Here is a 22,050-nt window from a genome sequence, read left to right on the forward strand (position 1 = left end):
CGTTTGCCAGCATAATTCCGCCCACCTGCCGTCTTTTGCCCCGTCCATGAACGAATCCTTCTCCCTGCTAGGCCTTGCCATCTCGCCGCTGGAGCTGGTTTCCTTCATCCTGTCGGTGCTGACGGTGTGGCTCAACATCCGCCAGAAGCACTGGGCCTGGCTGTTCTCCATCCTTTCCTCGGCCACTTACGGCGTGGTGTTCTACGAGGCCAGGCTGTACGGCGACATGGGCCTGCAACTGGTTTTCATCGCCGTCTCCGTGTGGGGCTGGTACCAGTGGCTGCACGGCGACGACAGCCACGAGCAGCTGCCGGTGACCCGTTTGGACGGGCGCGGCCGCTTGGCCTGCGCCGCCGGCTGGTTGATCGGCTTCGGCGTGCTGGCCTGGTTCCTCAAACACTACACCGACACCGACGTGCCGCGCGCCGACGGCTTCCTGACCGCCGGCAGCCTGGTCGGCCAGCTGCTGCTGTCGCGTAAAAAGGTCGAGAACTGGCACGTCTGGATCATCGTCGACGTGCTCTACGTCGGCCTTTACGTGCACAAGCACCTGATGCTGACGGCCGTGCTGTACGCGCTGTTCGTGTTGATGGCGCTGGTCGGCCTGCGCGCCTGGCACAAGGCGGCCGGCGACGCCGACGGCGGCACTGGTCTGGGGCGCGAGCCGGGAGCCGGCGAGCTGGCGCTGAAATGAGCCGTGCCGGCCCGCTGCGGGTGGCCATCCTGGGCACCGCCTCGTCCGGCAAGTCGACGCTAGCGGCGGCCCTGGCCGCGCGCTACAACACCGTTTGGGTGCCCGAATACCTGCGCGAGTTCGTCGACACCGAGGCCCGCGTGCCGGCGGCGGCCGACCAGTTCCCCATCGCCCGCACCCAGTTGGCGCGCGAGGAGGGGGCCGCCGCGCGCGCCAACACCTACCTGTTCTGCGACACCACGCCGCTGATGACGGCGGTCTACAGCCGCCACTACTTCCTTGGCATCGACCCGCAGCTGGCCGTGCTGGCCGACCAGCACCGCGACCATTACGACCTCACGCTGGTCACCGCGCCGGACATCCCCTGGGTGCCCGAGGGCCTGCAGCGCGAGTGCGAGCAGGTCAGCCGCATCATCAGCGGCCTGTTGATGGAGGAGCTGGCGGCGCGCTCGATTCCCTATCAGATGGTGGCCGGCAGCGTGGACCAGCGCGTGGCCGGCGTGGCGGCGCTGTTACAGAACCTGGGCTAGCGCAGGCTTAGGAGCGCGGGAGCTCAAGTATGAGGCAGCCCGCCGGGTCGGGAGTAATTCAGCCCGCACCGCGAAGAGCTTCGCGATGCGGTTGCAGTGCATTTTGCAGGTGCCGAACCAGGGGCGAATTTTAGGGTCAGACCCTAGGGTCTGACCCTGGATTTCCGCCGCTGGCTCCTGCTTGACATGGCGGAAAAGCGCCGCTCTGGCGGATTACAAGTCGAACTGGGCCGAGACGCGGAAGCTGCGTTTGGCGCCGGGGAACAGGTAGCCGCCCAGGTCCGGCGTCACGTCGCGCCAGTAGAACTTGTCGAAGGCGTTGTCGACGTGGGCGCGCAAGGTGGTGGCCGTGCCGGCGATGCGGGTGGCGTAGGCGGCGCCCAGGTTGACCACGTGGTAGGCCGGCACCATCAGCGTGTTGGCGGCGTCGAAGGCCTTCTTGCCGGAGTACTGCCAGTTGGCGTTCAGCTTCAGGCCGGCCAGTTGCGGCACGGCGTAGTCGGCGTAGACGGTGGACTTGAAGGCGGCCACGTTGGTCACCCGTTTGCCGTCCAGCTCGGCGCGGCCGGTGCCGCTCTGCTGCGTGTTGAGCGCGGCGGCCGAGGCGCCGACCGCCAGCGCGCGGCTCAGTTTGCCGTTGATCGCCAACTCCAGGCCGCGATGCTGCTCGACGCCGTTGCGCACGAAGGTGTTGCTGGTGTCGTCGGTGTACTCCAGGCCTTTGCGGATCTGGAACAGCGCGGCGCTCACGCTCAGGTCCGGCGTCAGCTCGCTCTTCACGCCGACTTCGAGCTGCTTGGACTTGCTCGGGTCGAGGGCGCGGTTCTGGTTGCTGGTCTTCTTCGGCGCGATGCCGCCATGCTCCAGGCCCTGGGCGTAGGAGCCGTACAGCGCCAGGTTGTCCTGTGGGCTGTAGACCAGCGCCACGTTGGGCAGCCAGAAGCCGCTGTCGATCTTGGCGTTGGCGAAGCCGGCGCGGACGAACTCGTCGCGCTTGACCTGGGCGTAGCGGACGCCGGCGTGCAGCTTGAGTGTCTCGCTCAAGCCGACGATGTCCTGCGCGAACAGGGCGCGCTCATTGTCGCTGCGGCGCTCGGTGACCGGGCCGCTGCTCAGGCCGGACGGCTGCACCGCCACCGGATGGTAGATATTGCTCGGCTGTTCGATGTACTCGTAGACGTCGTCGCCCCACTTCTCGCTGTTCTTGTAGAACGAGGCGCCGCCGGTGAACTCGTGGCGCAGCGCGCCGGTGGCGAAGCGGCCCTGCAGCATGGCCTGCGCCGCCAGCGGCGACTTCTTCTCGCCCAGGCTGACGTAGTCGTAGACGTCGTAGTCGCCGTTCGAGCAGAAGCCGGGGAACAGGTTCTGCGCCGAGCAACCATACGGGAAGGCGGTGTAGTCGTCGCGCTTGAAGTGGTGCTGGTTGGCGCTGAACGTGGCCTTCCACTCGGGCGAGAAGCGGTATTCGAAGCGCACGCCGAGGTTGCTGCTGGTGGTCTCGACCGGCTTGCTCCACGGCTGGTTGTTGAGCATGGTGTCGGCGGCGATGCGCGGCAGCTCGGTGCCGCCAATCAGCTGGAAGCCGGGCGCCGAGACCTGCGACCTGGTCTGGTAGTCCGCGTCGATCTGCAGCAGGGCCTGCGGCGAGATCTGCCAGTCGACGGCGGCGGAGACGAACTTGCGGTTGCCGTCGGCGCCCTTGATGTAGGAGCGCAGGCGCTCGGCGGCGGCGTTGACGCGGTAGCCGAAGCGGCTGTCCTCGAAGCGGCCGCCCAGGTCGACGGCGCCGTAGACGGTGCCACGTTCGCGCACCTCCAACAGCACCGAGCGCAGCGCGCCGGTGGTGGGGCGCTTGGTGGCGTAGTTGACGATGCCGCCGGGCGCGGCCAGGCCGGCCTGCAGGCCGCCCAGGCCCTTGAGCACCTCGATGCGTTCCTTGTTCTCCAGCGGGATCTGGGTGTTGCCGGGGATGGCCAGGCCGTCCTTGCGGTAGCTCGAGGCGTTGTCGAGCTTGAAGCCGCGGATGGAGAACTGCTCGGCGTAGCCGACGGCGTTGTAGGCGTCGCTGATGCTGGCGTCGTAGCGCGCCGCGTCGGTGGTCGAGCGGATGTCGCGGTCGTACATTTGCTGCGAGCTCAGCACGCTGACCGAGGCCGGCGTTTGCAGCAGGGGCGCGTCGCCGAAGCCGGCCACGGAGGCGTGGCCGGAGGCGATGCGGCTGCCGCTGACGATCACTTCGGTCATCGCCTGTTCGGCGGCGGTGGCGGCAGGCATTGCGAAGGCTTGGAACACCGCCAGCGCGGCGGCGGAAACTGCGAATTGAGGTGTGGACATGGTGTGCTCTTGTTCAGGTCGGCGTTGCCGACTTGCTGCTTGTTCGGCCGGAGCCAGCGCAGGAGCATTTCAAAGGAGGGGGAACCACTTTGCGCTTTCCTTCGCTGGCATTATCCAGATCAGGTACGAAGGGTATCTCTCACCCGGAACAACGTTCCAGGCCCTAGCGAGGCGGTAGTGTAACACGAAGCGCGCTGCCGGCCGGGCGCCGCGACTGCGATTGTGGCGCGATTGTGGCGCGGCTGTGACGCGCCTGTGGCGCGGCGGGGCCGGCCCGGCGGCGCCACGGTGGCGTGCGACGTTCCGGCCGGCGAGCCGTTAGACTTGAGCTTTGGGGCTGGCCGACCGACAATGGCGTTTTCGAATGTCATGAAGGAGAGCAGCATGTCGCATCTATCATTGGACGACCTGGACGGCGAGCTGCCGGCGCCGACGCTGGACATGCACCGCGCGCTGGCCGCGCTGGGCGGTAAGCTGGCCGAGCTGGACCAGCTGAACCAGCGCTGGGAGCTGTGCACCGATCCGGAGCTGCGCCTGCTGCTGGGCAGTCTACGCAACACCACGCGCCAGCAGATCGCCATGCTGCTGGAATGGACACGCCGGCGCGACGCCGCGCTGGACAAGGAAATGAAGGCGGCGCTGTTCAAGGCCGGCCCGATCGCCGCGCAATACCACTACGAGTAGCGCCACGGCGCGCACGTTGCGGTGCGCGCGGCGGTGATCGGGTCCGGCCCGGCAGTGCGCCGTATTGAGGAGGGAATGCATGAAACAGCCATATCACGAGGGAAGCTGGTTCGCCGTGCCGCTGTGCGACGGCGGCTACGCCAGCGGACTGGCGGCGCGCTTGGCGCCCAGCGGCAAGATCATGCTGGCGTATTTGTTCGGGCCGAAGCGGGCGGCGCCGCCGGCGCTGGCCGAGCTGGCCGAGTTGACCCCGGCCGACGCGCTCAAGGTGCTGCGCGTCGGCGACATGGGTCTGGCCAGCGGCCGCTGGCCGGTGCTGGGCAGCGTGGCCGACTGGCAGCCGGCCGCCTGGCCGATGCCGCCCTTTCTGCGTCGCGCCGAGCAGTTGCACCGGGCCTGGCGCGTCACCTATTTGGATAGCGATCCCAGTCGCCCCGAGCGGGAGGAGTCGGCGCCCTACGACACCGGGGGCTTGGATTCCGATTCGCTGTATGGCTTCGGCTCGACCGAGCTGCTGTTGAGCCGCTTGTTGGGCGCCATGCCGCCCAATGCCCACGCCTTGCCTGGAGCGCGCCGGGCGCTCGAGGCGCACGAGGGGCCGGGGCAGGGTAGTTATCCGGCCGTCACGGCGCCGGGCAACTGACGTTCCAGGCGGTCAGCTCGGCGCGGTGCTGGCGCACGGCGACCCGGGCCTCGTTGTCGCGGTCGCTGCGGTAGCGCAGCTCGTACATGGCGCCGCCGCCGGCCGCGCCGGCCGGCGCCGGTCCCAGCGCCTGCAGCGTGAAGTCGAGCGCGCGCAGGCGGGCGCAGGAGGTGTTGCCGGCGAAGAGGAGGCGGGCGCGCGTCAGCAGTTCGGCCTGGCCGCGCAGCAGGGCGACGGCGGCGGCGTCCGACAGCGCCGGCAGCAGCAGCGCCGGCTGGCCGGGCTGGCCCGGCTGCGGCGTGGTGCAAACGGCGCCGCGCGCCAGCCACACATAAGTCAAACTGGATGCCGAAGGCGATGTCGATGTCGATGTCGAAGCCGAAGCCGATGTCGATGTCGATGTCGAAGCCGATGTCGAGTTCGCAGCCGAACTTGAAGCCGATGCCGCGCCGCCGTCGCCGGCGCTCCAGCGCTGGTCTTTGCGCGCCCGTTCATCGTAGTGGAAGCTGCTTCTTTGCAGGCGGCACAGGCCGGCCCTGGCCGGTTCCGGCGTCGAGTCCAGCTCGGCCACCACCTGCCAGCGGCGCTGCCCCTTGGCGCGGCTGATGCGCCATCGCGGGCTGGGCGGCGCGGCGTCCGGCAACAGCGCGTGGTGGAAGGCGGCGAACGAGTCCGCCTCGGCGGCGTTGGGCGCGCGGCTGGCGAGCGGCGCGCCGGCTTGGCCGCCCGTCTTCGCGGTCGCACTGTTGACGGACATGGTGGCGCCGGCGGCTGACGCGGCAGGTGCCGCCCGGGTGGCGGAGGCGGCCGCCGCGGTCGCGGTCCTGCCAGCGGAAGCGGAGGTGCCGGCCGCATCGGTGGGAACCGATGTAACTGCCGCGCCAACGGCTCCGGCCGCGCCGGCAAAACCGGCCAGCAGGCCGATGGCCGCCAGCAGCGAAAGGTGGCGGGCGGCACGCCGGGCGGGCGGCGCGCGTCGGCGCGGTGGATTCTTGGACATGGCGGATAGCATCGCTAACGGGGCGGGGCGGCGCGGCCGGCTCAAGCCAGCGCGCGCATGACGATTTGGATCAGCAGGCCGCCGCCGTCGCGGTTGCGCACGTGCAGCTCGGCGCCGTGGCGCAGCAGCACGCGCTCGACGATGGCCAGGCCGAGGCCGGCGCCGTTGGCCTGGCCGCGCGCCGTGTCGAGCCGGGTGAAGGGCTTGAGCAGCTGCTCGATCTGCTCGGGCGGCACGCCGCTGCCGTGGTCCTGCACCTCGATGACGACGCGCCTGGCCGTGGGCATGCCCTTGACGCTGCACTTGATGTCGATCTCGGCCACGTCGGTGTCGGCCGTCTTGCCATAGCGGCGGGCGTTCTCGATCAGGTTGTTGAGCACCCGCTTGAGGTCGGTGGCGTTGCCCATCACGTGGGCGCGCTCGGCGATGTCGGTGCTCATGCGCACGTCCGGCAGGCGCTCGGCCTCGCGCGCCGTATCGGCCAGCAGGGTGCCGATGTCGACGTCGATGAAGCTGGACGCCTCGGTCGGCTTGGCGTAGTCGAGGAACTGGCCGATGATGGCGTCCATCTGGCCGATGTCGGACTGGATGCCCTCGCGCGCCTCGTCGGACAGGTGGGCCATCTCCACCTCCAGTTGCATGCGCGCCAGCGGCGTGCGCAGGTCGTGCGAGATGCCGGCCAGGATCACCGCGCGGTCCGACTCGACCTGCTGCAAGTCCTCGACCATCTGGTTGAAGCTGCGGTTGGCCTCGATGATCTCCATCGGCCCCTTTTCCGGCAGCGGAGCAGGGCGCTTGCCCTGGGCGATGGCGCGCGCGGCCACCGTCAGGCGCGCCAGCGGCAGGTTGATCAGGCTGGAGATCAGCGCCGCGCCCAGCAGCGACAGCAGCGACACCAGGCTGGCCCAGCCCAGCCACTGCACGCCGGTCAGGCCGCGGATGCGCTCGCGCTCGAGCATCAGCCAATACTGGTCGTCGTCGATCTTGAAGCTGACCCAGAAGCCGGCCACGCCGTTGACCTCGGCCGAGAAGCGCGTGTCGGCGCCCAGCTTGGCCTTGACCAGCGCCTCGATGTCGGGCATCAGCGCATTGTCCGGCGCCGGCTCGACCTTGTCGTCGTCCTCCAGCGGGAAGACGCGGATGCCTTCGTTGGAGACCAGGTCGAACAGCAGCTCGCGGCGCAGCTCGGGCGCAGAGTGGGTCAGCGCGGCGTGGGTGATGGTGACCACCGAGATCACCTGGGCCGAGATCTGCTGCACCTGCGGCTCGCGCTGCACCACGCTGATCATGCCGACCCAGGCCGCCATGCTCACCGTCGTCAGGGCGCCGAGCAGAAAGAAGGTGCGCCAGAACAGGCCGCTGCTGAAGCGGCCGAAACGCGAAAAGTGGGGAACTCTCATCCAGTGCTTAGCGCGGCTGGCCTTCCGGGATGAACACATAGCCCAGGCCCCAGACGGTCTGGATGTACAGCGGGCTGGAAGGGTCCGGCTCGATCAGCTTGCGCAGGCGCGAGATCTGCACGTCCAGGCTGCGGTCGAACACCTCGTATTCGCGGCCGCGCGCCAGCTCCATCAGCTTCTCGCGCGACAGCGGTTGGCGGGCGTGGCGGGCGAACACCTTCAGCACCGAGAACTCGCCGGTGGTCAGCGGCACAGTCTCGCCGGCCTTCTTCAGCGTGCGCGTGCCCAGGTCGAGCACGAACTGGCCGAACTCGAAGGACTGCGGCGTCTCCGACGGCGCGCCGGGGATCTCGTCCGGCCCCTTGCGGCGCAACACGGCGCCGATGCGCGCCACCAGCTCGCGCGGGTTGAACGGCTTGGGCAGGTAGTCGTCGGCGCCCATCTCCAGGCCGACGATGCGGTCGACGTCCTCGCCCTTGGCGGTCAGCATGATGATCGGCGTCTGGTCGCCGGCGCCGCGCAGGCGGCGGCAGATCGACAGGCCGTCCTCGCCGGGCAGCATCAGGTCGAGCACCAGCAGGTCGTAGCGCTCGCGCAGCCACAGCTTGTTCATCGCCGTCGCGTTCTCGGCGGTGAAGACGTTGAAGCCCTGTTCGGTCAGGTAGCGGCGCAGCAGGTCGCGCAGGCGGACGTCGTCGTCGACTACCATAATCTTGGCCTGGTGGCCATTTTGGTTAACGGTAGTGTTGCCGGATTCGGTGGTCGAGGTGGTCATTGGCGAGCCAGATTTGTCATATTCATGGTGCTATGGTAACGTCATATTCGTCGTACGAAAACGTCTGTGACAAGCCATTACAAAGTGTTACAAACTTTACCCAATCCGACTTACTAGGGCGGGTAAAGCATCATACACTCCAGACATAGATTCATTTCAGGCTTTCGGCTTTACCGGTTTCACGAAGAGGAACACCATGCGCATCGACCACAAAGAAAATCACGCGGCAGCAAGCGCATCTTTTTGCGTTCGATATTCCATGGTCGCGCTGGCCGTCGGCGCCAGCTTGTTGAGCGGCGCCGCGCTGGCCGAGGGTTTCAGCGACCAGCAGGGCCGCGACGCGCCGCGCGACCAGCGCGACCAGCGCAGCCAGCCGGCGCGCGACCCGCGCCAGCTCGATCCGCGCAACTACGAGGCGCGCGCCGAGGAGCAGCGCCGCGCCTTGCAGGACGCCAGCCACAACGCCGAGATCAACCGCCGCGTCGGCCGCCTGACGCCCGACGAGCGGCGCGACCTGCGACGCCAGATCAACGAGGTGGGGCAGGACCTTTACGCGACGCCGCCCCGGCGTTGATTGAGCCGCCGCAAGGCGGCTTTCTTTTTGCGTGGACGTTTTGGTAATTTCCCGCATATTTCCTTCCTCTAAGTGTAATATTAATTTTTGGAATGAAAGGTTGCGCGCGCGCGGCCCGTGTATGCTTGACTTTTCGATAACGTAAGCACTGTCCGCCGACCGTTCCCTCCGCCGGCGCCGGGGCGCATCTGGAGAGGAACACCGTGGCATCAGATCTCGCCGGCGCGGCGCCCGTCGCCGCCGCCGCGCCGTCCGTGGCGGAAGCGCCGGCCGCCTTGCTGACCCGTCCGGACGGCGTCTATTTCGCCCCCGGCGTCGGCGCTGCGGCGCTGCAGGCGGCGGTTAACCAGGTGTTCCAGTCGGGCGCCTATTTCGCCGGCCTCGACTACGCCGCGCTGCAGGCCGCGCTGTATCCGCCACCTCCGCCACCATCGCCGCCTGCGACTGCCGGCGCCGGCCAAGCCATCCATTTCGCCACCGCCATCGTGCCCTTCGAGGCGCAGCGGCGCGCGCTGTACAAGGCGCCGAAGAACCACCGCGACAGCGCCGAATACTTCTTCGAGCAGCTGTTCTTCGAGGAGATCGTGCTGCCCGACGGCACCGTCATCCCCGAGCGTCCGGCCCGCCTCGACCCCGACGAGTTCGTCGCCGAACTGTGGCTCAAGGGCATCCGCTTCGGCGTCGACTTCGCCGCCGTCAAGGCCGCCATCGCCGCCGCCAAGTCCGAGCGCATCACCGTGGCGCGCCAGCGCGACGCCGCGCCCGGCATCGACGCCATGGTGGTCGAGGTGTCGCAGCGACCTGCACCGCAGCGACGCGCCGCGCGCCCGCGCCGACGGCCGGGTCGACCTGCTCAGCTTCCAGAACCGCTTCCCGCAGATCAAGAAGAACATGCGCCTGCTGAAGAAGCAGCCGGCCCAGGAAGGCAGTCCCGGCTACGAGCTGGGCGGCGGGCCGCTGGCGCCGCAGCCGCCGCGCGACCTCGAGCTGGCCCACCTGGCCGGCGCCGGCACCGTGGTCGAGCGCAAGCCCGACGGCGAGTACCTGGTCGCCACCCAGGACGGCTTTTTGAACGTCGATCCGAAGTCGCACAGCATCTCGGTCAACGACAAGATCGTCAGCATGGACGGCGTCAGCGGGCGCACCACCGGCAACCTGGAGCTGGCCGGCGCCTATGAGGAGTTCGGCGACGTGCAGGAGCAGCGCGAGGTGACCGGCGGCGACATCACCGTGCACGGCAACGTCTACGGCAACATCAACTCGCGCGGCGGCCACGTCGCGCTCAACGCCAACCTGGTCGGCGGCAGCGTGCACAACGTCGCCGGCAACATCGAGGTCAAGGGCGTCGCCTCCAGCGCCGTGCTGCAGACGCGCAGCGGCGTGATCACCCTGGCGCGGGCGGAGAACTGCGTGATCGCCGCCAGCCGGGTGGTGATCGACTCGGCCAGCAACTGCGAGATCGTCGCCGACGAGGTGGTCATCGCGCTGGCCGAGGGCTGCGCCATCGCCGGCCACAACGTCGAGATCGAGAGCGCCGGGCCGCGCAAGCGCATCGAGATGCTGATCCACGTGCTGGTGCGCGACGTCGGCCACTTCGACCAGCAGCTGGCCGAGCTGGACGCCCGGCGCGCCGCGCAGCAGCAGGCGATGGCCCCGCTGCAGCAGGAGATCGAGCGCATTTCGCTGCTGCCCGACGTGCGCCGCTACCTGGCGCTGGCGGCCAAGCTGCGCACCCACGAGCTGACCTTGACGCCGGAGCAGGGCCAGTTCCTGCGCAAGATCGCCGGCGCCGTCGGCGCCGAGCTGCAGGAGCTGAGCCGCTTGACCCACGAGCGGCAGATCCACGAGACGGCGTTCAACCTGGCCAGCGGCGAGCGCGAGCGCCTGCGCGAGCAGCGCCGCGCGGCGGCCGGGCGGGCCCGCTGCGGCCTGCACATGGTCAGCGGCGACGTGTTGGTGCGCACCATGCCCTTCCACGCCGACCACGGCCCGCTGTACCTGCTGCCGGCGAAGGACATCCAGCACCGCCTGCGCGGCACCGGCGGCGCCGGCAAGACGCTGTACTCGGGCAGCAGCGGCGGCTTCGACTGGCACCTGGACGCCGACGCCGAGTAGCGCCGTGCGGCGCCGGTCGGCGCCGATCGGCACCCGCCGGCGCTGGCCAAGCGCGCCGCTTGTTGTTAAGATGCAAAAATGATTGCTCTACGCATCATATTTTCGGTGCCGGGCGGCGCCGCCGTCGGGCGGCCGCCGCTTCATGTTACCCTTTTTAAATATTACATCAGGTGAAACCGGCGGCCGCGCCGGCGCGCGCCGACGACAAGAGCATTGGGGGGTACGGTGTCCAACGACGCGCAGGCGGTGCAACAAGTTGTGGAGGAGGAGCTGGCCTGCGCCGTCCTCGAGCGCGAGGACGGCGTCTACTTCGCCGCCGGCGCCCCGACCGGCGCCTGCCTGGCCGGCGTCGACGCCGTGTTCCAGGCCGGCGCCATGTTCGTCGGCATCGACTACCCGGTCTTCCTCAAGGCGCTGTACAACTGCGCCGCCGCGCTGCCCGGCGCGCCGCCGGCGGAGGTGGCCGCGGCCGCTGGCGCGCCGGCCGCCGCGCCGGTCCGCTTCGCCGACCGCATCGCCCCGCTGGTCGGCCTGCGCCGCGCGCTGTACAAGGCGGTCAAGATCGTCAACGGCGAGGCCGAGTACTATTTTGAGCCGGTCTACCTGGAGGGCGCGCCAGAGCTGCAAACCCAGCCGGCCAAGCTGGACTTCGACGAGTTCGTCGCCGACATGTGGGGCAAGGGCATCCGCTTCGGCATCGACGCGGCGGCCGTCAAGGACGTCATCGCCGCCGGCCGGCTGGCCCGCATCGTCGTGGCGCGCCGCCTCAACGCCATGGCGGGGCAGGACGCCAGCATCGTCGAGGTGTCGGCCGAGATCCACCGCAGCAACGCGCCGCGCGAGCTGGCCGACGGCCGGGTCGACCTGCACAGCTTCCAGAACCGCTTCCCCCAGGTCAAACCCAACGTCAAGCTGCTGCGCAAGGTGCCGCGCGCGCCGGGAAGGCGCGGCTTCGAGCTGTCCGGCATTTTGATCGAACCGCCGCTGCCGCGCGACGTCGAGCTCGACACCGTGGCCGGCGCCGGCACGGTGATCGAGAACCTGGCCGACGGCGAATACCTGGTCTCCGGCGTCGAGGGCTTCCTCAACATCGACCCGGCCAGCAAGCGATTGTCGATCGGGCCGAAGATCATCAGCCGCGACGGCGTCAGTGCGCGCACCACCGGCAACCTGGACCTGAAGGGCGAGTACGAGGAGTTCGGCGAAGTGCAGGACGGCCGCCTGGTCGAGGGCGGCGACATCAGCATCCACGGCGACGTGTTCGGCAAGCTGCAGTCGCGCGGCGGCACCATCGTCCTGTACCGCAACCTGGTCGGCGGCAGCGCCGTCAACGCCGCCGGCGACATCCGCGTCAAGGGCGTGGCATCGGGCGCGGTGCTGCAGACCCGCCTGGGCGAGGTGGTGATGGCGCGCGCCGAGAGCTGCGTCATCTCCGCCACGCGGGTGGTGATCGGCGAGGCCAACAACTGCGAGATCATCGCCGACGAGGTGCTCATCAAGGTGGCCGAGGGCTGCGCCATCGCCGCCCGCAAGATCGAGATCGGCCGCGCCGGCCCGCGCAAGCAGAGCGAGATGCTGCTGTTCCCGCTGGTGCCCGACACCGGCAAGTACGAGCAGCGGCTGGCCGAGCTGGGCGCGCAGGCGGCCCAGTGCGAGCGCGCCGCGCAGCGCGACCAGGCCGAGATCGACCAGCTCACCAGCCAGGCCGAGGTGCGCAGCTACCTGACCCTGGCCACCCGTTTGCGCCGCCGCGAGCTGGTGCTGACGGCCGACCAGGAGCCGCTGTTCCACAAGATGGCGGCGGCGGTCGGGCCGGTGCTCAAGGCGGTGGCCAAGCTGTCGCTCAGCGCCAAGGCTGCGCAGGCGCAGCGCGGGCAGCTGTTCGAGCAGCTGGAGCTGGTGCGCCGCAAGCGCGCCGCGGTGCAGGGCGGCTCGCGCTGCCGCGTGCAGATGTTCGCCGGCGAGACGCTGGTGCGCTCGATGGTGTTCAACCCGGACACCGGCACCGCCTACGACGGCGCGCCCAAGGACATCCGCGCCAGGCTGCGCGCCGCCAACAAGGGCCTGACCCTGATCTTCTCCGGCGCCAGCGGCGCGCTGGACTGGTCGCTCGACGCCGCCGCTACAAGCTGACCTTGCCGCGCAGCTGCTTGGTTTCGCTGTCGCGGCTCTTGCTGTCGAGGCGGCGGCGCTGCGAGCCGCGCGTAGGCTTGGTGGCGCGGCGCGGCGGCGGCAGCACGGCGACGCCGTCGACCAGCTCCTGCAGGCGGCGCAGCGCCTCCTCCTTGTTGGCCTCCTGGCTGCGCGACTGCTGCGCCTTGAGCACCAGCACGCCGTCCTTGGTGATGCGGTTGTCGCGCAGGGCGAGCAGGCGCTCGCGGATGTGCTCGGGCAGCGAGGACTGCACGATGTTGAAGCGCATCTGCACCGCGTTCGACACCTTGTTGACGTTCTGCCCGCCCGGCCCCTGGGCGCGGATGGCGGTGAACTCGATGTCGTTCAGGTCGATCGAAATCATCGTCAAATCCCAATACAGTACTGTTGAAAAAACCGGCGGCGGGAATCCAGGGTCAGACCCTAGGGTCTGACCCTCGGGGCCGCCGTCGTCACAGGCGGAACTTGACCGGCTGCGCCAGCGCCCAGTGCTCGCCCTCGCTGGGGTGGACGGCGCGCCTGGCCATGCCGCGCGCCCGGAACAGCGGGTGCTCCAGCGCCTCGGCGGTGCGCAGCACGGGCGTCACGCAGCAGTCGGCGGCGCCGAACAGCGCGCTCCACTCGGCCTGCGTGCGGCCGGCGAAGACGGCATCGAGTTCGGCGCGCAGCGCCATCGCGTCGGCGCCGCCGACCCGCTGGCCCAGCTGCCAGTGGCGCGTCTTCAGGTCGGGCCGGCCCAGCACGTCGCAGCAGGCTTGCCAGAACTTCAGCTCCAGCGCGCCGACCGCCATGTAGCGCGCGTCGCTGGTTTTGTACACCGTGTAGCAGGGCACGCCGCCGGTCAGCAGGTCGCGCCCCGGCTGGGCCGGCGCGCCGTTGTTGACGCCGACCAGCGGCATGATGTTATGCGCCAGCACGGCGTCCGTCATCGACACGTCGACGAAGCGGCCAACGCCGCCCATCTTCACCGCCAGCAGCGCCGCCAGGATGCCCTGCAGCGCGCTCTGCGCGCCGCCCAGCAGGTCGCCCACCTGCAGGTTGGGCAGGGCGGGGCGGCCGTCGTCGCCGGCGTTCTGGTCGAGCATGCCGGCGTAGCCGATGTAGTTGATGTCGTGCCCGGCCAGCGCGGCGTAGGGGCCGTCCTGGCCGTAGCCGGAGATGGCGCACATCACCAGCCTGGGGTTGCGTTGCCTGAGCGCCTGCCAGCCCAGGCCCAGCTTGTCCATCACGCCGGGGCGGAAGCTCTCGACCAGCACGTCGGCCGTGTCGACCATCTCCAACAGGCGCTCGCGCTGCGCCGAGTCCTTCAGGTCCATGCGCAGGAACTGCTTGCCCCGGTTGACGGCGACGAAGAACTGCGACACCTCGGCGCGCACCGGCCCCATGGCGCGGGCGTAGTCGCCGGCGCCCGGGTCTTCGATCTTGATCACCTCGGCGCCCATCTCGGCCAGGTGCATGGTGGCGACCGGGCCGGGCAGCAGGCGCGTCAGGTCGAGCACGCGGATGCCGGCGAGGGGCTGGTCGGGCGACTGCGGCGTGCTGGCGGAAGGGGGCATGGGACGGAGGGGGGTGGGTGGGTGGCCGGCCATTGTAGCAAACCGGCGCGGCATGCCGGCCGGCGTTGATTGTCGTCAACATGAGAAGATCGCGGCGCGGTTAGGATGGCACATGCCTGACGCGGACATCGCAGCGCGCAACGCGCCGTCGGGACTTCTCGGACGAAAGGACCATCATGTACTCCACCGTATCGCACAGCGCCGACGCCGTCATCGAGCAGCCGGACGCCGCTCCGGCGCCGGCCGCCGGGCGCCAATACCTGACTTTCCGCCTGGCCGGCATGGAATACGCGCTCGACTTCTCGCGCGTGCAGGAGCTGCGCCCCTACAAGTCGTTGGAACGCTTCGCCTCGGAGGGCGAAATCGTCAACGGCGTGGCGGCGGCGCGCGGCGTCATCATGCCCATCGTCGACATGCGCATCGCCTTCGGCCAGCGCACGCCGATATTGGAGGAGGCGACCGACGTGATCATCCTCAAGCTGTCGAGCTGCGTGATGGGCATGGTGGTCGACGGCGTGACCGACGTCGTCACGCTGAGCGCGCAGCAGATCCGCCCGATTCCCGGCCTGAACGCCGGCGCCGGCGAGGCCGCCGCCTATCTGCTCGGCCTGGGCGAGGTGGGCGGGCGCCGCCTGATCCTGGTCGACATCGACTCGCTGATGTCGATCCGCAAAAACGCCGAGGGCGCGCGCCACGCCGCCTGAGCGGGTGACGCGCGCCCCCGGCGCGCTTGCAGCTGGCTGAGTGTTACACCAGCGCTTCGAGCTGCTCCTGCAGCTCGAGCCATTCGGCCTCCAGCTGGCCCAGCGTCCTTGCTGAAGAAGGACTGGTCGGCCAGCAGCTGCTTCAGCTTGGCCTTGTTGGCGGCGTCGTAGATCGACGGCTCGCCCAGCTTGGCGTCCACTTCGGCCTTTTGGCCGTTGCGCTTGGCGATTTGCTCGTCGAGGCGCTTGACCTTCTGTTCCAGCGGCTTGCGCAGCGTGGCCAGGCGCTGGCGGTCTTCGGCCGCCTGGCGCTTCTGGTCCTTGCGGTCGGCCACCGGCACGGCGGCGGCGGCGGCCGCCGGGGCCACCGGCGAGGCCACCGGGAAGTCGGTCTTGTTTTCCTTGCCGGCCGCCGGCAGCACCGTGGTGCCCTTGCCCAGCTTGGTCTGGAACAGCCAATCCTTGTAGTCGTCCAGATCGCCGTCGAACGGTTGCAGCTTGCCGTCGGCGACGATGATGAACTGGTCGGTGGTGGCGCGCAGCAGGTGCCTATCGTGCGACACCACCACCAGCGTGCCTTCGAACTGCGCCAGCGCCTCGGTCAGCGCCTCGCGCGTTTCCAGATCCAAGTGGTTGGTCGGCTCATCGAGCAGCAGCAGGTTGGGGCGCTGCCAAACGATCAGCGCCAGCGCCAGGCGGGCCTTCTCGCCGCCCGAGAACGGACGGATCGAGCTGGTCACCATGTTGCCGGGGAAGTTGAAGCCGCCGAGGAAGTTGCGCAGCTCCTGCTCGCGCACGGTCGGCGCGATCTTCGACAAGTGCCACAGCGGCGATTCGTCGTGGCGCAGCATCTCCACCTGGTGCTGGGCGAAGTAGCCGATGTTGAGGCCTTGCCCAGCGTGGCGTCGCCGGTCAGCGGCATCAGCTCGCCGGCGATGGTCTTGATCAGCGTCGACTTGCCGGCGCCGTTCACGCCCAGCAGGCCGATGCGCTGGCCGATCTGCAGCGAGAAGTTGATGTTCTGGACGATGCTCTTGTGCGTGATGTCGCCGGTCTCTTCGTTCTCGATCTTGTAGCCGGCGTCGACGTCCTCCATCACCAGCAGCGGGTTCGGCGCGCTCAGCGGCTCGCGGAACTCGAAGGAGAATTCGGCGGCGGCGCGCAGCGGCGCCAGCTCCTCCATCTTGGCCAACGCCTTCATGCGGCTCTGCGCCTGGCGCGCCTTCGAGGCCTGCGCCTTGAAGCGGTTGACGAAGGACTCCAGGTGGGCGCGTTTGCGGGTCTGTTTCTCCAGCGCGCCGGCGGCCAGGATCATCTGCGCCGCGCGTTGGCGCTCGAAGGACGAGTAGTTGCCCGAGTAGCGCTTGAGCTTGCGCTCGTCGATGTGGGCGACCACGTTGACCACCTCGTCGAGGAAGTCGCGATCGTGCGAAATGATGATCAGGGTGCCGGGGTAGCGCTTGAGCCAGTCCTCCAGCCAGATGATCGCGTCCAGATCCAAGTGGTTGGTCGGCTCATCGAGCAGCAGCAGGTCGGACGGGCACATCAGCGCCTGCGCCAGGTTCAGGCGCATGCGCCAGCCGCCGGAGAAGCTGGCCACCGGCTGCTGCATCTGGTCGAGCGAGAAGCCCAGGCCGAGCAGCAGTTGTTCGCCGCGCGACTGCACGGTGTAGGCGTCGGCGTCGGCCAGCGCGCTGTACATCTCGCCGATGGCGATGCCGTTCTCGGTGCTCTCCGGCTCGCCCTCCAGGCGGGTCAGTTCGGCCTCCAGCTTGCGCAGGGTGATGTCGCCGTCGATGGCGTAGTCGAGCGCGGCGCGCTCCAGCGGCGGCGTCTCCTGCGCCACGTAAGCCATGCGCCACTTGGCCGGGAAGTCGATCTCGCCCTGGTCAGGATGGAGCTCGCCGCGCAGCATGGCGAACAGGCTCGATTTGCCGGCGCCGTTGGCGCCGATCAGGCCGATCTTGTCGCCCGGGTTGAGGGTGATGTCGACCTGCTCGAGCAGCGGTTTGATGCCGCGCATCAGGCTTACTTGTATGAAACGTATCATTTTTTTCTTTGCGGTGGGGCGGCGGGCGCGCGCCGGCCACGGGGCCGGGCGCGCTCGTCTAAAGGGATGGCGGTGTGCTTACAGCTTGAGCTGGTCGGCGGTCAACAGGAACACCATGTCGTCGCCGGCGCTGGTGCTCAGCCAGGTCAGGCCGAGGGCGCCGAAGGCCGCCTCGGCGAAGGCGCGCTCGTTGCCGATCTCGACGATCAAAATGCCGTCGTCGGTCAGGCGCTCGGCGGCGCCGGCGACGATGGTGCGCACCAGGTCCATGCCGTCGCTGCCGCCGGCCAGGGCGATCTGCGGCTCGGCCAGGTATTCCTGCGGCAGCTTGCCCATCGAGCTCGAGTTGACGTAGGGCGGGTTGCTGATGATCAGGTCGTACTTCTTGTTCGGCACGTTCTGGTACAGGTCGGACTGGATCAGCGTGACCCGGTCCTCCAGCTTGTAGGTGGCGACGTTGCGGCGGGCCACCTCGAGCGCCTCGGCCGAGATGTCGACGGCGTCGACCTGGGCGTCGGGGAAGGCGTCGGCCAGCATGATGGCCAGGCAGCCGGAGCCGGTGCACAGTTCCAGCACGTTGCGCACGTTGTCGGGCTCGTTGACCCACGGCGAGAAGTAGTCGGGGATCAGCTCGGCGATGAAGGAGCGCGGCACGATCACGCGCTCGTCGACGTAGAAGTTGTAGGTGCCCAGCCAACCCTCGTTGGTGATGTAGGCGGCCGGCACGCGGTCGACGCTGCGCCGCTCGATCACCGCCAGCACGGCGGCCACTTCCTCGGGCAGCAGGCGGGCGTCGAGGAAGGGATCGAGCTTGTCGAGCGGGAGTTTGAGGGTGTGCAGGATCAGGTAGGCCGCCTCGTCGAGCGCCTCGGCGCTGCCGTGGCCGAAGAACAGCTTGGCGGTGTTGAAGCGGGTGACGGCGTAGCGCAGCAGGTCGCGCGGCGTGGTGAAGGGAGTGGTGGTCATGGCTATATCTCGGTCAATACGGTAATCGGGTGGCGCGCCTCGGCGCGCTTGGTTAGCAGGCGCCCAGCTTTCAGCGCAGCAGATTCTCCAGCGTGCGCCGGTAGATGTTCTTCAGCGGATCGACGAAGCGCAGCTCGATATGCTCGTCGATCTTGTGGATACTTGCGTTGGGAGGCCCGAATTCTATCACCTGGGGGCAGATCTGCGCGATAAAGCGGCCGTCGGAGGTGCCGCCGGTGGTCGACAACTCGGTCATCACGCCCGTCTCGGCCAGGATCGCCGCCGACAGCGCGTCGCTCAGGTTGCCGCGCGGGGTCAGGAAGGGTAGGCCGCTGAGCGCCCATTTGAGCTCGTAGTGCAGGCCGTGCTTGTCGAGGATGGCGTGGACGCGCTTCTTCAGGCCCTCGTGCGTGCTGGCGGTGGAGAAGCGGAAGTTGAAGTCGATGACCATCTCGCCGGGGATGACGTTGTTGGCGCCGGTGCCGCCGTTGATGTTGGACATTTGCCACGAGGTCGGCAGGTAGTACTCGTTGCCGGCGTCCCACTGCTCGGCGACCAGCTCGGCCAGCGCCGGCGCGGCCAGGTGGATCGGGTTCCTGGCCAGCTGCGGGTAGGCGATGTGGCCCTGCACGCCGAGCACCGTCAGGCGGCCCGAGAGCGAACCACGGCGGCCGTTCTTGATCATGTCGCCCAGCGTCTCGTCCGAGGTCGGCTCGCCGACGATGCAATAGTCGATCTGCTCGCCGCGCTCCTTGAGCAGGTTGCAGACGATGACGGTGCCGTCGGTGGCCGGGCCTTCCTCGTCGCTGGTGATGAGGAAGCCGATCGAGCCGGCGTGGTCGGGGTGGGCGGCGGTGAACTCCTCGCAGGCCACCACCATGGCGGCGATCGAGGTCTTCATGTCGGCCGCGCCACGGCCGTACAGCTTGCCGTCGCGGTGGGTCGGGTTGAAGGGTTCGGAGCGCCATTGCTCGACCGGGCCGGTCGGCACCACGTCGGTGTGGCCGGCGAACACCAGCAGCGGCGCGGTCGCGCCCTTGCGCGCCCACAGGTTGGTCACGCCGTTCGACTCGATCACCTCGCAGGCGAAGCCGAGCGGCGCCAGCAGGTCGATCAGGTGCTGCTGGCAGCCCTTGTCGTCGGGTGTCACGGAGGACAGGGCGATGAGTTTTTCGGTCAGCGCGAGGGTGCGGGAAGGTGTCATATGCGGCTTAGTCGGATCAAAGAAATCGGCGGGCGGATTACAGGGCGAACAGCTGGCGGTACTGGGCGTCGGAGAAGCTGACGGCGAAGGCGCCGTCCTTGTCGAGCACCGGGCGCTTGATCACCGAGGGGAATTCGAGCATCAGCGCGATGGCGGCGGCGTCGTCGACGATGGCGGCCTTGCGCTCGTCGGGCAGGGCGCGCCAGGTGGTGCCCTTGCGGTTGACCAGCACGTCGCGGCTCAGGTGGCCCAGCCAACCGGCGACGATGTCGCCCGTCAGGCCCTGTTTTTTGAAGTCGTGGAACGTGAAGTCCTGCTGCTGCTCCGCCAGCCAGACGCGGGCTTTTTTGACGGTGTCGCAGTTGGGAATGCCGTAGAGGGTAATTGTCATGTCAAATCAAAGGCTTGCGTGGTTATTCGGGAACATTCGGGGAGCGCGCGGCGGGGCGGCGCCGTGCGCCGGCCGCCCAACCCTATAGGATAGCATGGCCGCCGCCCTGGCTGGCTGCGGCGCGGTTCGGCATCGTTGCCGTCGCCGGACGATCAGGACTATGTGTCCCATGCAATCATTTGCGTTGTGTCAACGCCTGCCATTGATGGGAGCGCATGCTGTGCGGACATGAACCCACGGCCTGTCCATCATGAGCGGCAATCGATTTGATCGTTTCGAGTATTACGAATGCCTGCGGCAGCAGGACACGCTGCTGGACGAGGCGATTGCCCGGCGTCGCCTGGCGGACTGTCCACACGGTCCGTTCGAGCACCGACTTGGTCTAGACGGGTATCTGTACATTGGCGCCCGCGTGCGTCGCGTGCGCGAAGCCGTTGCCGAATCCCAATCGTTCGCGCTGCGCGAATTGCAGGCCAAGTTGGGCGGTATCGGCCTGGCCGACGTCTGGCCGATTTTGCGGGAAATCTGCCACGACGTCGCCTTGTACGTCGGCGGTGGCGCGATAGTTGGCGGCGCCATCGGTGGCGGCCTGGGTGTGTTTGCGTTTGGCGCCGGTGCCTTGCCGGGCGCCGCTGCGGGTGCCGCGCTGGGGACGCAGGCGGGCAATCTGCTGCTGGGCTTTTTCGGCCTGAAATCGGTGGTGGCGTTCATGCTCGACAGCCTGCCGCGCGCCACACGCGCCTACCGGCAGGGTTTCTTCGAAGCGTGGGGCGGGATGCCCGACCTGGGCGCTTATTCACTGGACGCGCCCCATTACGGCGTCGATCGCTTGGCCGACAGCACCTATCTGGCCGCGAGAGCCTTCGCGCGCGGCCACGAGATTCTTATCCTGGCTCTGTTGGCTGGCGTGGTGGCCTATCTGACCAGAGGCAAGGGCCAGTTCTCGGCGCTGCTGGCGGAGGTGCGGCAAAGCGCGCGGCTGGGGCCCAAAATGGCGAGTTGGCTCGAGCAGAATGAAGGTAAACTGCTCAATCATCCATTGCTGAACGAGCGTGCGCGGGGCAATGGCGGTGGCGCCATTGGCAGTGGCCCCGCGCCCGGGGCGGCCGCGCCCGGGCCACGCACGGGCAATCAAGCGACAGCAGGAACCGCCCCGCGTGATGGTGCCCAGGCCGTCGGCGAAGCCGCCCGCAAGGTTTTACCTGGGACAAATGGCATCAGAACGGTTGAAAACTCGTTGGATAGGGTCAATCAGTTGCGTCAGGCGCTAGATATTGGCGCAAAGAGGAATGTTGCCATCGCCGAATATAATATTAATGGCGAGATTGGTGAGCTCGTGGGCATTAGTGGCAATGCGTCGAGGCCAGGTACGGTTGCCATTCCTGAAACCCGTCGTTTTGAAACAATCGCGACAGGGAACAACACCCGTGTGTTGGATTCCGAAGTGAAAATTCTTGAACACCTTGGAAGCCGTTTGCCACCAGACGCGACGGGTACTTTGCATCTCTTTTCAGAGCTTCCACTTTGCGTGTCATGCGCGGGAGTGGTTCCACAATTTCAACAAGCATACCCAGGTATTCGGGTAATTGTGACTCATGGTCCGGGACGGTAATGATGAACAAAGAAGAGCTAATTTCATCGCTGGTGAATGCGAAGATCTGTAAGGCGAGCGATGTTAGAGGGGCATCTTTAGAAGATGTCGCGGTTTTGGAAAAAGCGATAGGGCAAAATCTGCCGGCGCAGTATCGGGAGTTCTTATTGGGGATTGGGTGTGGCGCAGGGGAATTTCTTCAAGGGACGGATATTTTCCTATCTGCTCTCGACGGGTTAAAGGATGAGGCAACCAGTTTGCTAAGGGAAAATGATGAAGGGGTACAACTCGCAGGTGATGCATTCGTTTTTTCCATGCACCAAGGATATGAGTTTACGTACTTCAATACGTCCGAAGGAGATGATCCTCCCGTGTATCAGTACGTAGAGGGTAATGGGCCACCAGTACTTACATGGAATTCGTTTAGTGACTTTCTGAGTGATTCGATAACTCAACACGCTCAACTGAAGGCTTCATAAAAGAGCACACCTGTTGTGCAAATGGGCGTTGTTGCATAAGTCCGTACATGGCTTAGACTGAGGGTTATGGTCGTGAGTATCAGTCCCATGATGATGCGGGCATAGTTGCCTTTGTCACCTCGCCACCGCACCGCTGCGAGTGCGGATGCTCGTCACGGCCCCGTCCCGTTCTTGCCCCCGCTGCTTCCCGCCATTCCACAGTGGAC

Annotated in this window: 19 protein-coding genes, 1 pseudogene and 1 riboswitch; of the genes and pseudogenes, 10 read left to right on the forward strand and 10 right to left on the reverse strand. The window is 67.7% G+C overall.

Annotation, left to right across the window (positions count from 1 at the left end):
- Nucleotides 1-46: 46 nt before the first annotated feature.
- Together pnuC and QC826_RS08465 are read left to right on the forward strand one after the other, a co-directional pair.
- Entirely contained in the window at nt 47-694 is a 648-nt protein-coding gene (gene pnuC / locus QC826_RS08460) for a nicotinamide riboside transporter PnuC (protein WP_279765187.1), read from the forward strand.
- A complete protein-coding gene (locus tag QC826_RS08465) occupies nt 691-1,224 on the forward strand; it encodes an ATP-binding protein (RefSeq protein WP_279765188.1) in 534 nt (177 codons plus the stop codon). The genes pnuC and QC826_RS08465 overlap by 4 nt, the downstream gene beginning before the upstream one ends.
- Before the next feature lie 213 nt (nt 1,225-1,437).
- Here the strand turns inward: QC826_RS08465 and QC826_RS08470 are convergent, their stop codons facing one another.
- The gene (locus tag QC826_RS08470; protein ID WP_279765189.1) at nt 1,438-3,558 is read right to left on the reverse strand and encodes a TonB-dependent siderophore receptor; all 2,121 of its coding nucleotides are present in this window, start codon (nt 3,556-3,558) and stop codon (nt 1,438-1,440) included.
- Between the two features lie 79 nt (nt 3,559-3,637).
- A riboswitch (TPP riboswitch) is annotated at nt 3,638-3,733 on the reverse strand.
- A 209-nt stretch (nt 3,734-3,942) separates the two neighbouring features.
- Here QC826_RS08470 and QC826_RS08475 point away from each other — a divergent pair.
- Nucleotides 3,943-4,242 (forward strand): hypothetical protein, encoded by a 300-nt coding sequence (locus tag QC826_RS08475; protein ID WP_279765190.1) that lies wholly within the window; start codon nt 3,943-3,945, stop codon nt 4,240-4,242.
- A 79-nt stretch (nt 4,243-4,321) separates the two neighbouring features.
- Complete coding sequence (locus QC826_RS08480; protein ID WP_139236762.1) at nt 4,322-4,885, forward strand: Imm26 family immunity protein; 564 nt, start codon at nt 4,322-4,324, stop codon at nt 4,883-4,885.
- On the opposite strand, the gene QC826_RS08485 is transcribed toward QC826_RS08480, so the two are convergent.
- From QC826_RS08485 to ompR, 3 genes are all read right to left on the reverse strand, one after another.
- Complete coding sequence (locus QC826_RS08485; RefSeq protein ID WP_279765191.1) at nt 4,866-5,642, reverse strand: hypothetical protein; 777 nt, start codon at nt 5,640-5,642, stop codon at nt 4,866-4,868. The genes QC826_RS08480 and QC826_RS08485 overlap by 20 nt on opposite strands.
- Nucleotides 5,643-5,926: 284 nt before the next feature.
- Nucleotides 5,927-7,285: a sensor histidine kinase gene (locus QC826_RS08490; protein ID WP_279765192.1), complete on the reverse strand. Its 1,359-nt coding sequence runs from the start codon at nt 7,283-7,285 to the stop codon at nt 5,927-5,929.
- A 7-nt stretch (nt 7,286-7,292) separates the two neighbouring features.
- Nucleotides 7,293-7,994, reverse strand: a complete 702-nt coding sequence (gene ompR / locus QC826_RS08495; protein WP_279765193.1) for a two-component system response regulator OmpR — start codon at nt 7,992-7,994, stop codon at nt 7,293-7,295.
- Between the two features lie 325 nt (nt 7,995-8,319).
- On the opposite strand from ompR, the gene QC826_RS08500 reads away from it, so the two are divergent.
- The 3 genes from QC826_RS08500 to QC826_RS08510 all read left to right on the forward strand — a co-directional run bounded on the left by QC826_RS08500 (nt 8,320) and on the right by QC826_RS08510 (nt 12,882).
- Nucleotides 8,320-8,634, forward strand: coding sequence for a hypothetical protein (locus QC826_RS08500; RefSeq protein ID WP_279765194.1), 315 nt, complete (start codon nt 8,320-8,322; stop codon nt 8,632-8,634).
- A gap of 849 nt (nt 8,635-9,483) precedes the next feature.
- Nucleotides 9,484-10,749: a FapA family protein gene (locus tag QC826_RS08505; protein ID WP_279766419.1), complete on the forward strand. Its 1,266-nt coding sequence runs from the start codon at nt 9,484-9,486 to the stop codon at nt 10,747-10,749.
- Nucleotides 10,750-10,974: 225 nt separating this feature from the next.
- A complete protein-coding gene (locus tag QC826_RS08510; RefSeq protein ID WP_279765195.1) occupies nt 10,975-12,882 on the forward strand; it encodes a flagellar assembly protein A in 1,908 nt (635 codons plus the stop codon).
- On the opposite strand, the gene arfB is transcribed toward QC826_RS08510, so the two are convergent.
- Nucleotides 12,872-13,267 carry an alternative ribosome rescue aminoacyl-tRNA hydrolase ArfB gene (arfB, locus tag QC826_RS08515; RefSeq protein WP_279765196.1) on the reverse strand — a complete coding sequence of 132 codons (396 nt, stop codon included), beginning with the start codon at nt 13,265-13,267 and terminating at the stop codon, nt 12,872-12,874. The genes QC826_RS08510 and arfB overlap by 11 nt on opposite strands.
- A gap of 88 nt (nt 13,268-13,355) precedes the next feature.
- Nucleotides 13,356-14,459 (reverse strand): CaiB/BaiF CoA transferase family protein, encoded by a 1,104-nt coding sequence (locus QC826_RS08520; RefSeq protein ID WP_279765197.1) that lies wholly within the window; start codon nt 14,457-14,459, stop codon nt 13,356-13,358.
- 176 nt (nt 14,460-14,635) lie between these two features.
- On the opposite strand from QC826_RS08520, the gene QC826_RS08525 reads away from it, so the two are divergent.
- Nucleotides 14,636-15,163 (forward strand): chemotaxis protein CheW, encoded by a 528-nt coding sequence (locus tag QC826_RS08525; protein ID WP_279765198.1) that lies wholly within the window; start codon nt 14,636-14,638, stop codon nt 15,161-15,163.
- 145 nt (nt 15,164-15,308) lie between these two features.
- On the opposite strand, the pseudogene QC826_RS08530 reads toward QC826_RS08525, so the two are convergent.
- From QC826_RS08530 to QC826_RS08545, 4 genes and pseudogenes are all read right to left on the reverse strand, one after another.
- Nucleotides 15,309-17,213 (reverse strand): annotated as a pseudogene (locus QC826_RS08530) (ATP-binding cassette domain-containing protein); the annotation flags it as partial.
- Between the two features lie 78 nt (nt 17,214-17,291).
- A complete protein-coding gene (prmB, locus tag QC826_RS08535; protein ID WP_093390638.1) occupies nt 17,292-18,179 on the reverse strand; it encodes a 50S ribosomal protein L3 N(5)-glutamine methyltransferase in 888 nt (295 codons plus the stop codon).
- Nucleotides 18,180-18,249: 70 nt separating this feature from the next.
- Nucleotides 18,250-19,383 carry a succinyl-diaminopimelate desuccinylase gene (gene dapE / locus QC826_RS08540; protein ID WP_279765199.1) on the reverse strand — a complete coding sequence of 378 codons (1,134 nt, stop codon included), beginning with the start codon at nt 19,381-19,383 and terminating at the stop codon, nt 18,250-18,252.
- A 37-nt stretch (nt 19,384-19,420) separates the two neighbouring features.
- Nucleotides 19,421-19,774, reverse strand: a complete 354-nt coding sequence (locus tag QC826_RS08545) for a Spx/MgsR family RNA polymerase-binding regulatory protein (protein WP_093390636.1) — start codon at nt 19,772-19,774, stop codon at nt 19,421-19,423.
- Nucleotides 19,775-20,024: 250 nt separating this feature from the next.
- Between QC826_RS08545 and QC826_RS08550 the strand changes: the two genes are divergently transcribed.
- Nucleotides 20,025-21,386 carry a DUF6861 domain-containing protein gene (locus QC826_RS08550; protein ID WP_279765200.1) on the forward strand — a complete coding sequence of 454 codons (1,362 nt, stop codon included), beginning with the start codon at nt 20,025-20,027 and terminating at the stop codon, nt 21,384-21,386.
- Complete coding sequence (locus QC826_RS08555) at nt 21,386-21,844, forward strand: SMI1/KNR4 family protein (protein ID WP_279765201.1); 459 nt, start codon at nt 21,386-21,388, stop codon at nt 21,842-21,844. Before QC826_RS08550 ends, QC826_RS08555 begins: the two co-directional genes overlap by 1 nt.
- The last annotated feature ends 206 nt before the right edge of the window (nt 21,845-22,050 follow it).

The organism is Rugamonas sp. DEMB1, assembly GCF_029834475.1.
Taxonomy (GTDB): Bacteria; Pseudomonadota; Gammaproteobacteria; order Burkholderiales; family Burkholderiaceae_D; genus Rugamonas; species Rugamonas rubra.

Bases quoted from the DNA above. Each gene is read 5' to 3' on its own strand.
- dapE (WP_279765199.1), bottom strand. From the start codon at position 19,383: ATGACACCTTCCCGCACCCTCGCGCTGACCGAAAAACTCATCGCCCTG.
- QC826_RS08475 (WP_279765190.1), top strand. From the start codon at position 3,943: ATGTCGCATCTATCATTGGACGACCTGGACGGCGAGCTGCCGGCGCCG.
- QC826_RS08500 (WP_279765194.1), top strand. From the start codon at position 8,320: ATGGTCGCGCTGGCCGTCGGCGCCAGCTTGTTGAGCGGCGCCGCGCTG.
- arfB (WP_279765196.1), bottom strand. From the start codon at position 13,267: ATGATTTCGATCGACCTGAACGACATCGAGTTCACCGCCATCCGCGCC.
- QC826_RS08470 (WP_279765189.1), bottom strand. From the start codon at position 3,558: ATGTCCACACCTCAATTCGCAGTTTCCGCCGCCGCGCTGGCGGTGTTC.
- QC826_RS08485 (WP_279765191.1), bottom strand. From the start codon at position 5,642: ATGTCCGTCAACAGTGCGACCGCGAAGACGGGCGGCCAAGCCGGCGCG.
- QC826_RS08550 (WP_279765200.1), top strand. From the start codon at position 20,025: ATGAGCGGCAATCGATTTGATCGTTTCGAGTATTACGAATGCCTGCGG.
- QC826_RS08490 (WP_279765192.1), bottom strand. From the start codon at position 7,285: ATGAGAGTTCCCCACTTTTCGCGTTTCGGCCGCTTCAGCAGCGGCCTG.
- QC826_RS08555 (WP_279765201.1), top strand. From the start codon at position 21,386: ATGATGAACAAAGAAGAGCTAATTTCATCGCTGGTGAATGCGAAGATC.
- QC826_RS08465 (WP_279765188.1), top strand. From the start codon at position 691: ATGAGCCGTGCCGGCCCGCTGCGGGTGGCCATCCTGGGCACCGCCTCG.
- ompR (WP_279765193.1), bottom strand. From the start codon at position 7,994: ATGGTAGTCGACGACGACGTCCGCCTGCGCGACCTGCTGCGCCGCTAC.
- prmB (WP_093390638.1), bottom strand. From the start codon at position 18,179: ATGACCACCACTCCCTTCACCACGCCGCGCGACCTGCTGCGCTACGCC.
- QC826_RS08525 (WP_279765198.1), top strand. From the start codon at position 14,636: ATGTACTCCACCGTATCGCACAGCGCCGACGCCGTCATCGAGCAGCCG.
- pnuC (WP_279765187.1), top strand. From the start codon at position 47: ATGAACGAATCCTTCTCCCTGCTAGGCCTTGCCATCTCGCCGCTGGAG.
- QC826_RS08545 (WP_093390636.1), bottom strand. From the start codon at position 19,774: ATGACAATTACCCTCTACGGCATTCCCAACTGCGACACCGTCAAAAAA.
- QC826_RS08520 (WP_279765197.1), bottom strand. From the start codon at position 14,459: ATGCCCCCTTCCGCCAGCACGCCGCAGTCGCCCGACCAGCCCCTCGCC.
- QC826_RS08480 (WP_139236762.1), top strand. From the start codon at position 4,322: ATGAAACAGCCATATCACGAGGGAAGCTGGTTCGCCGTGCCGCTGTGC.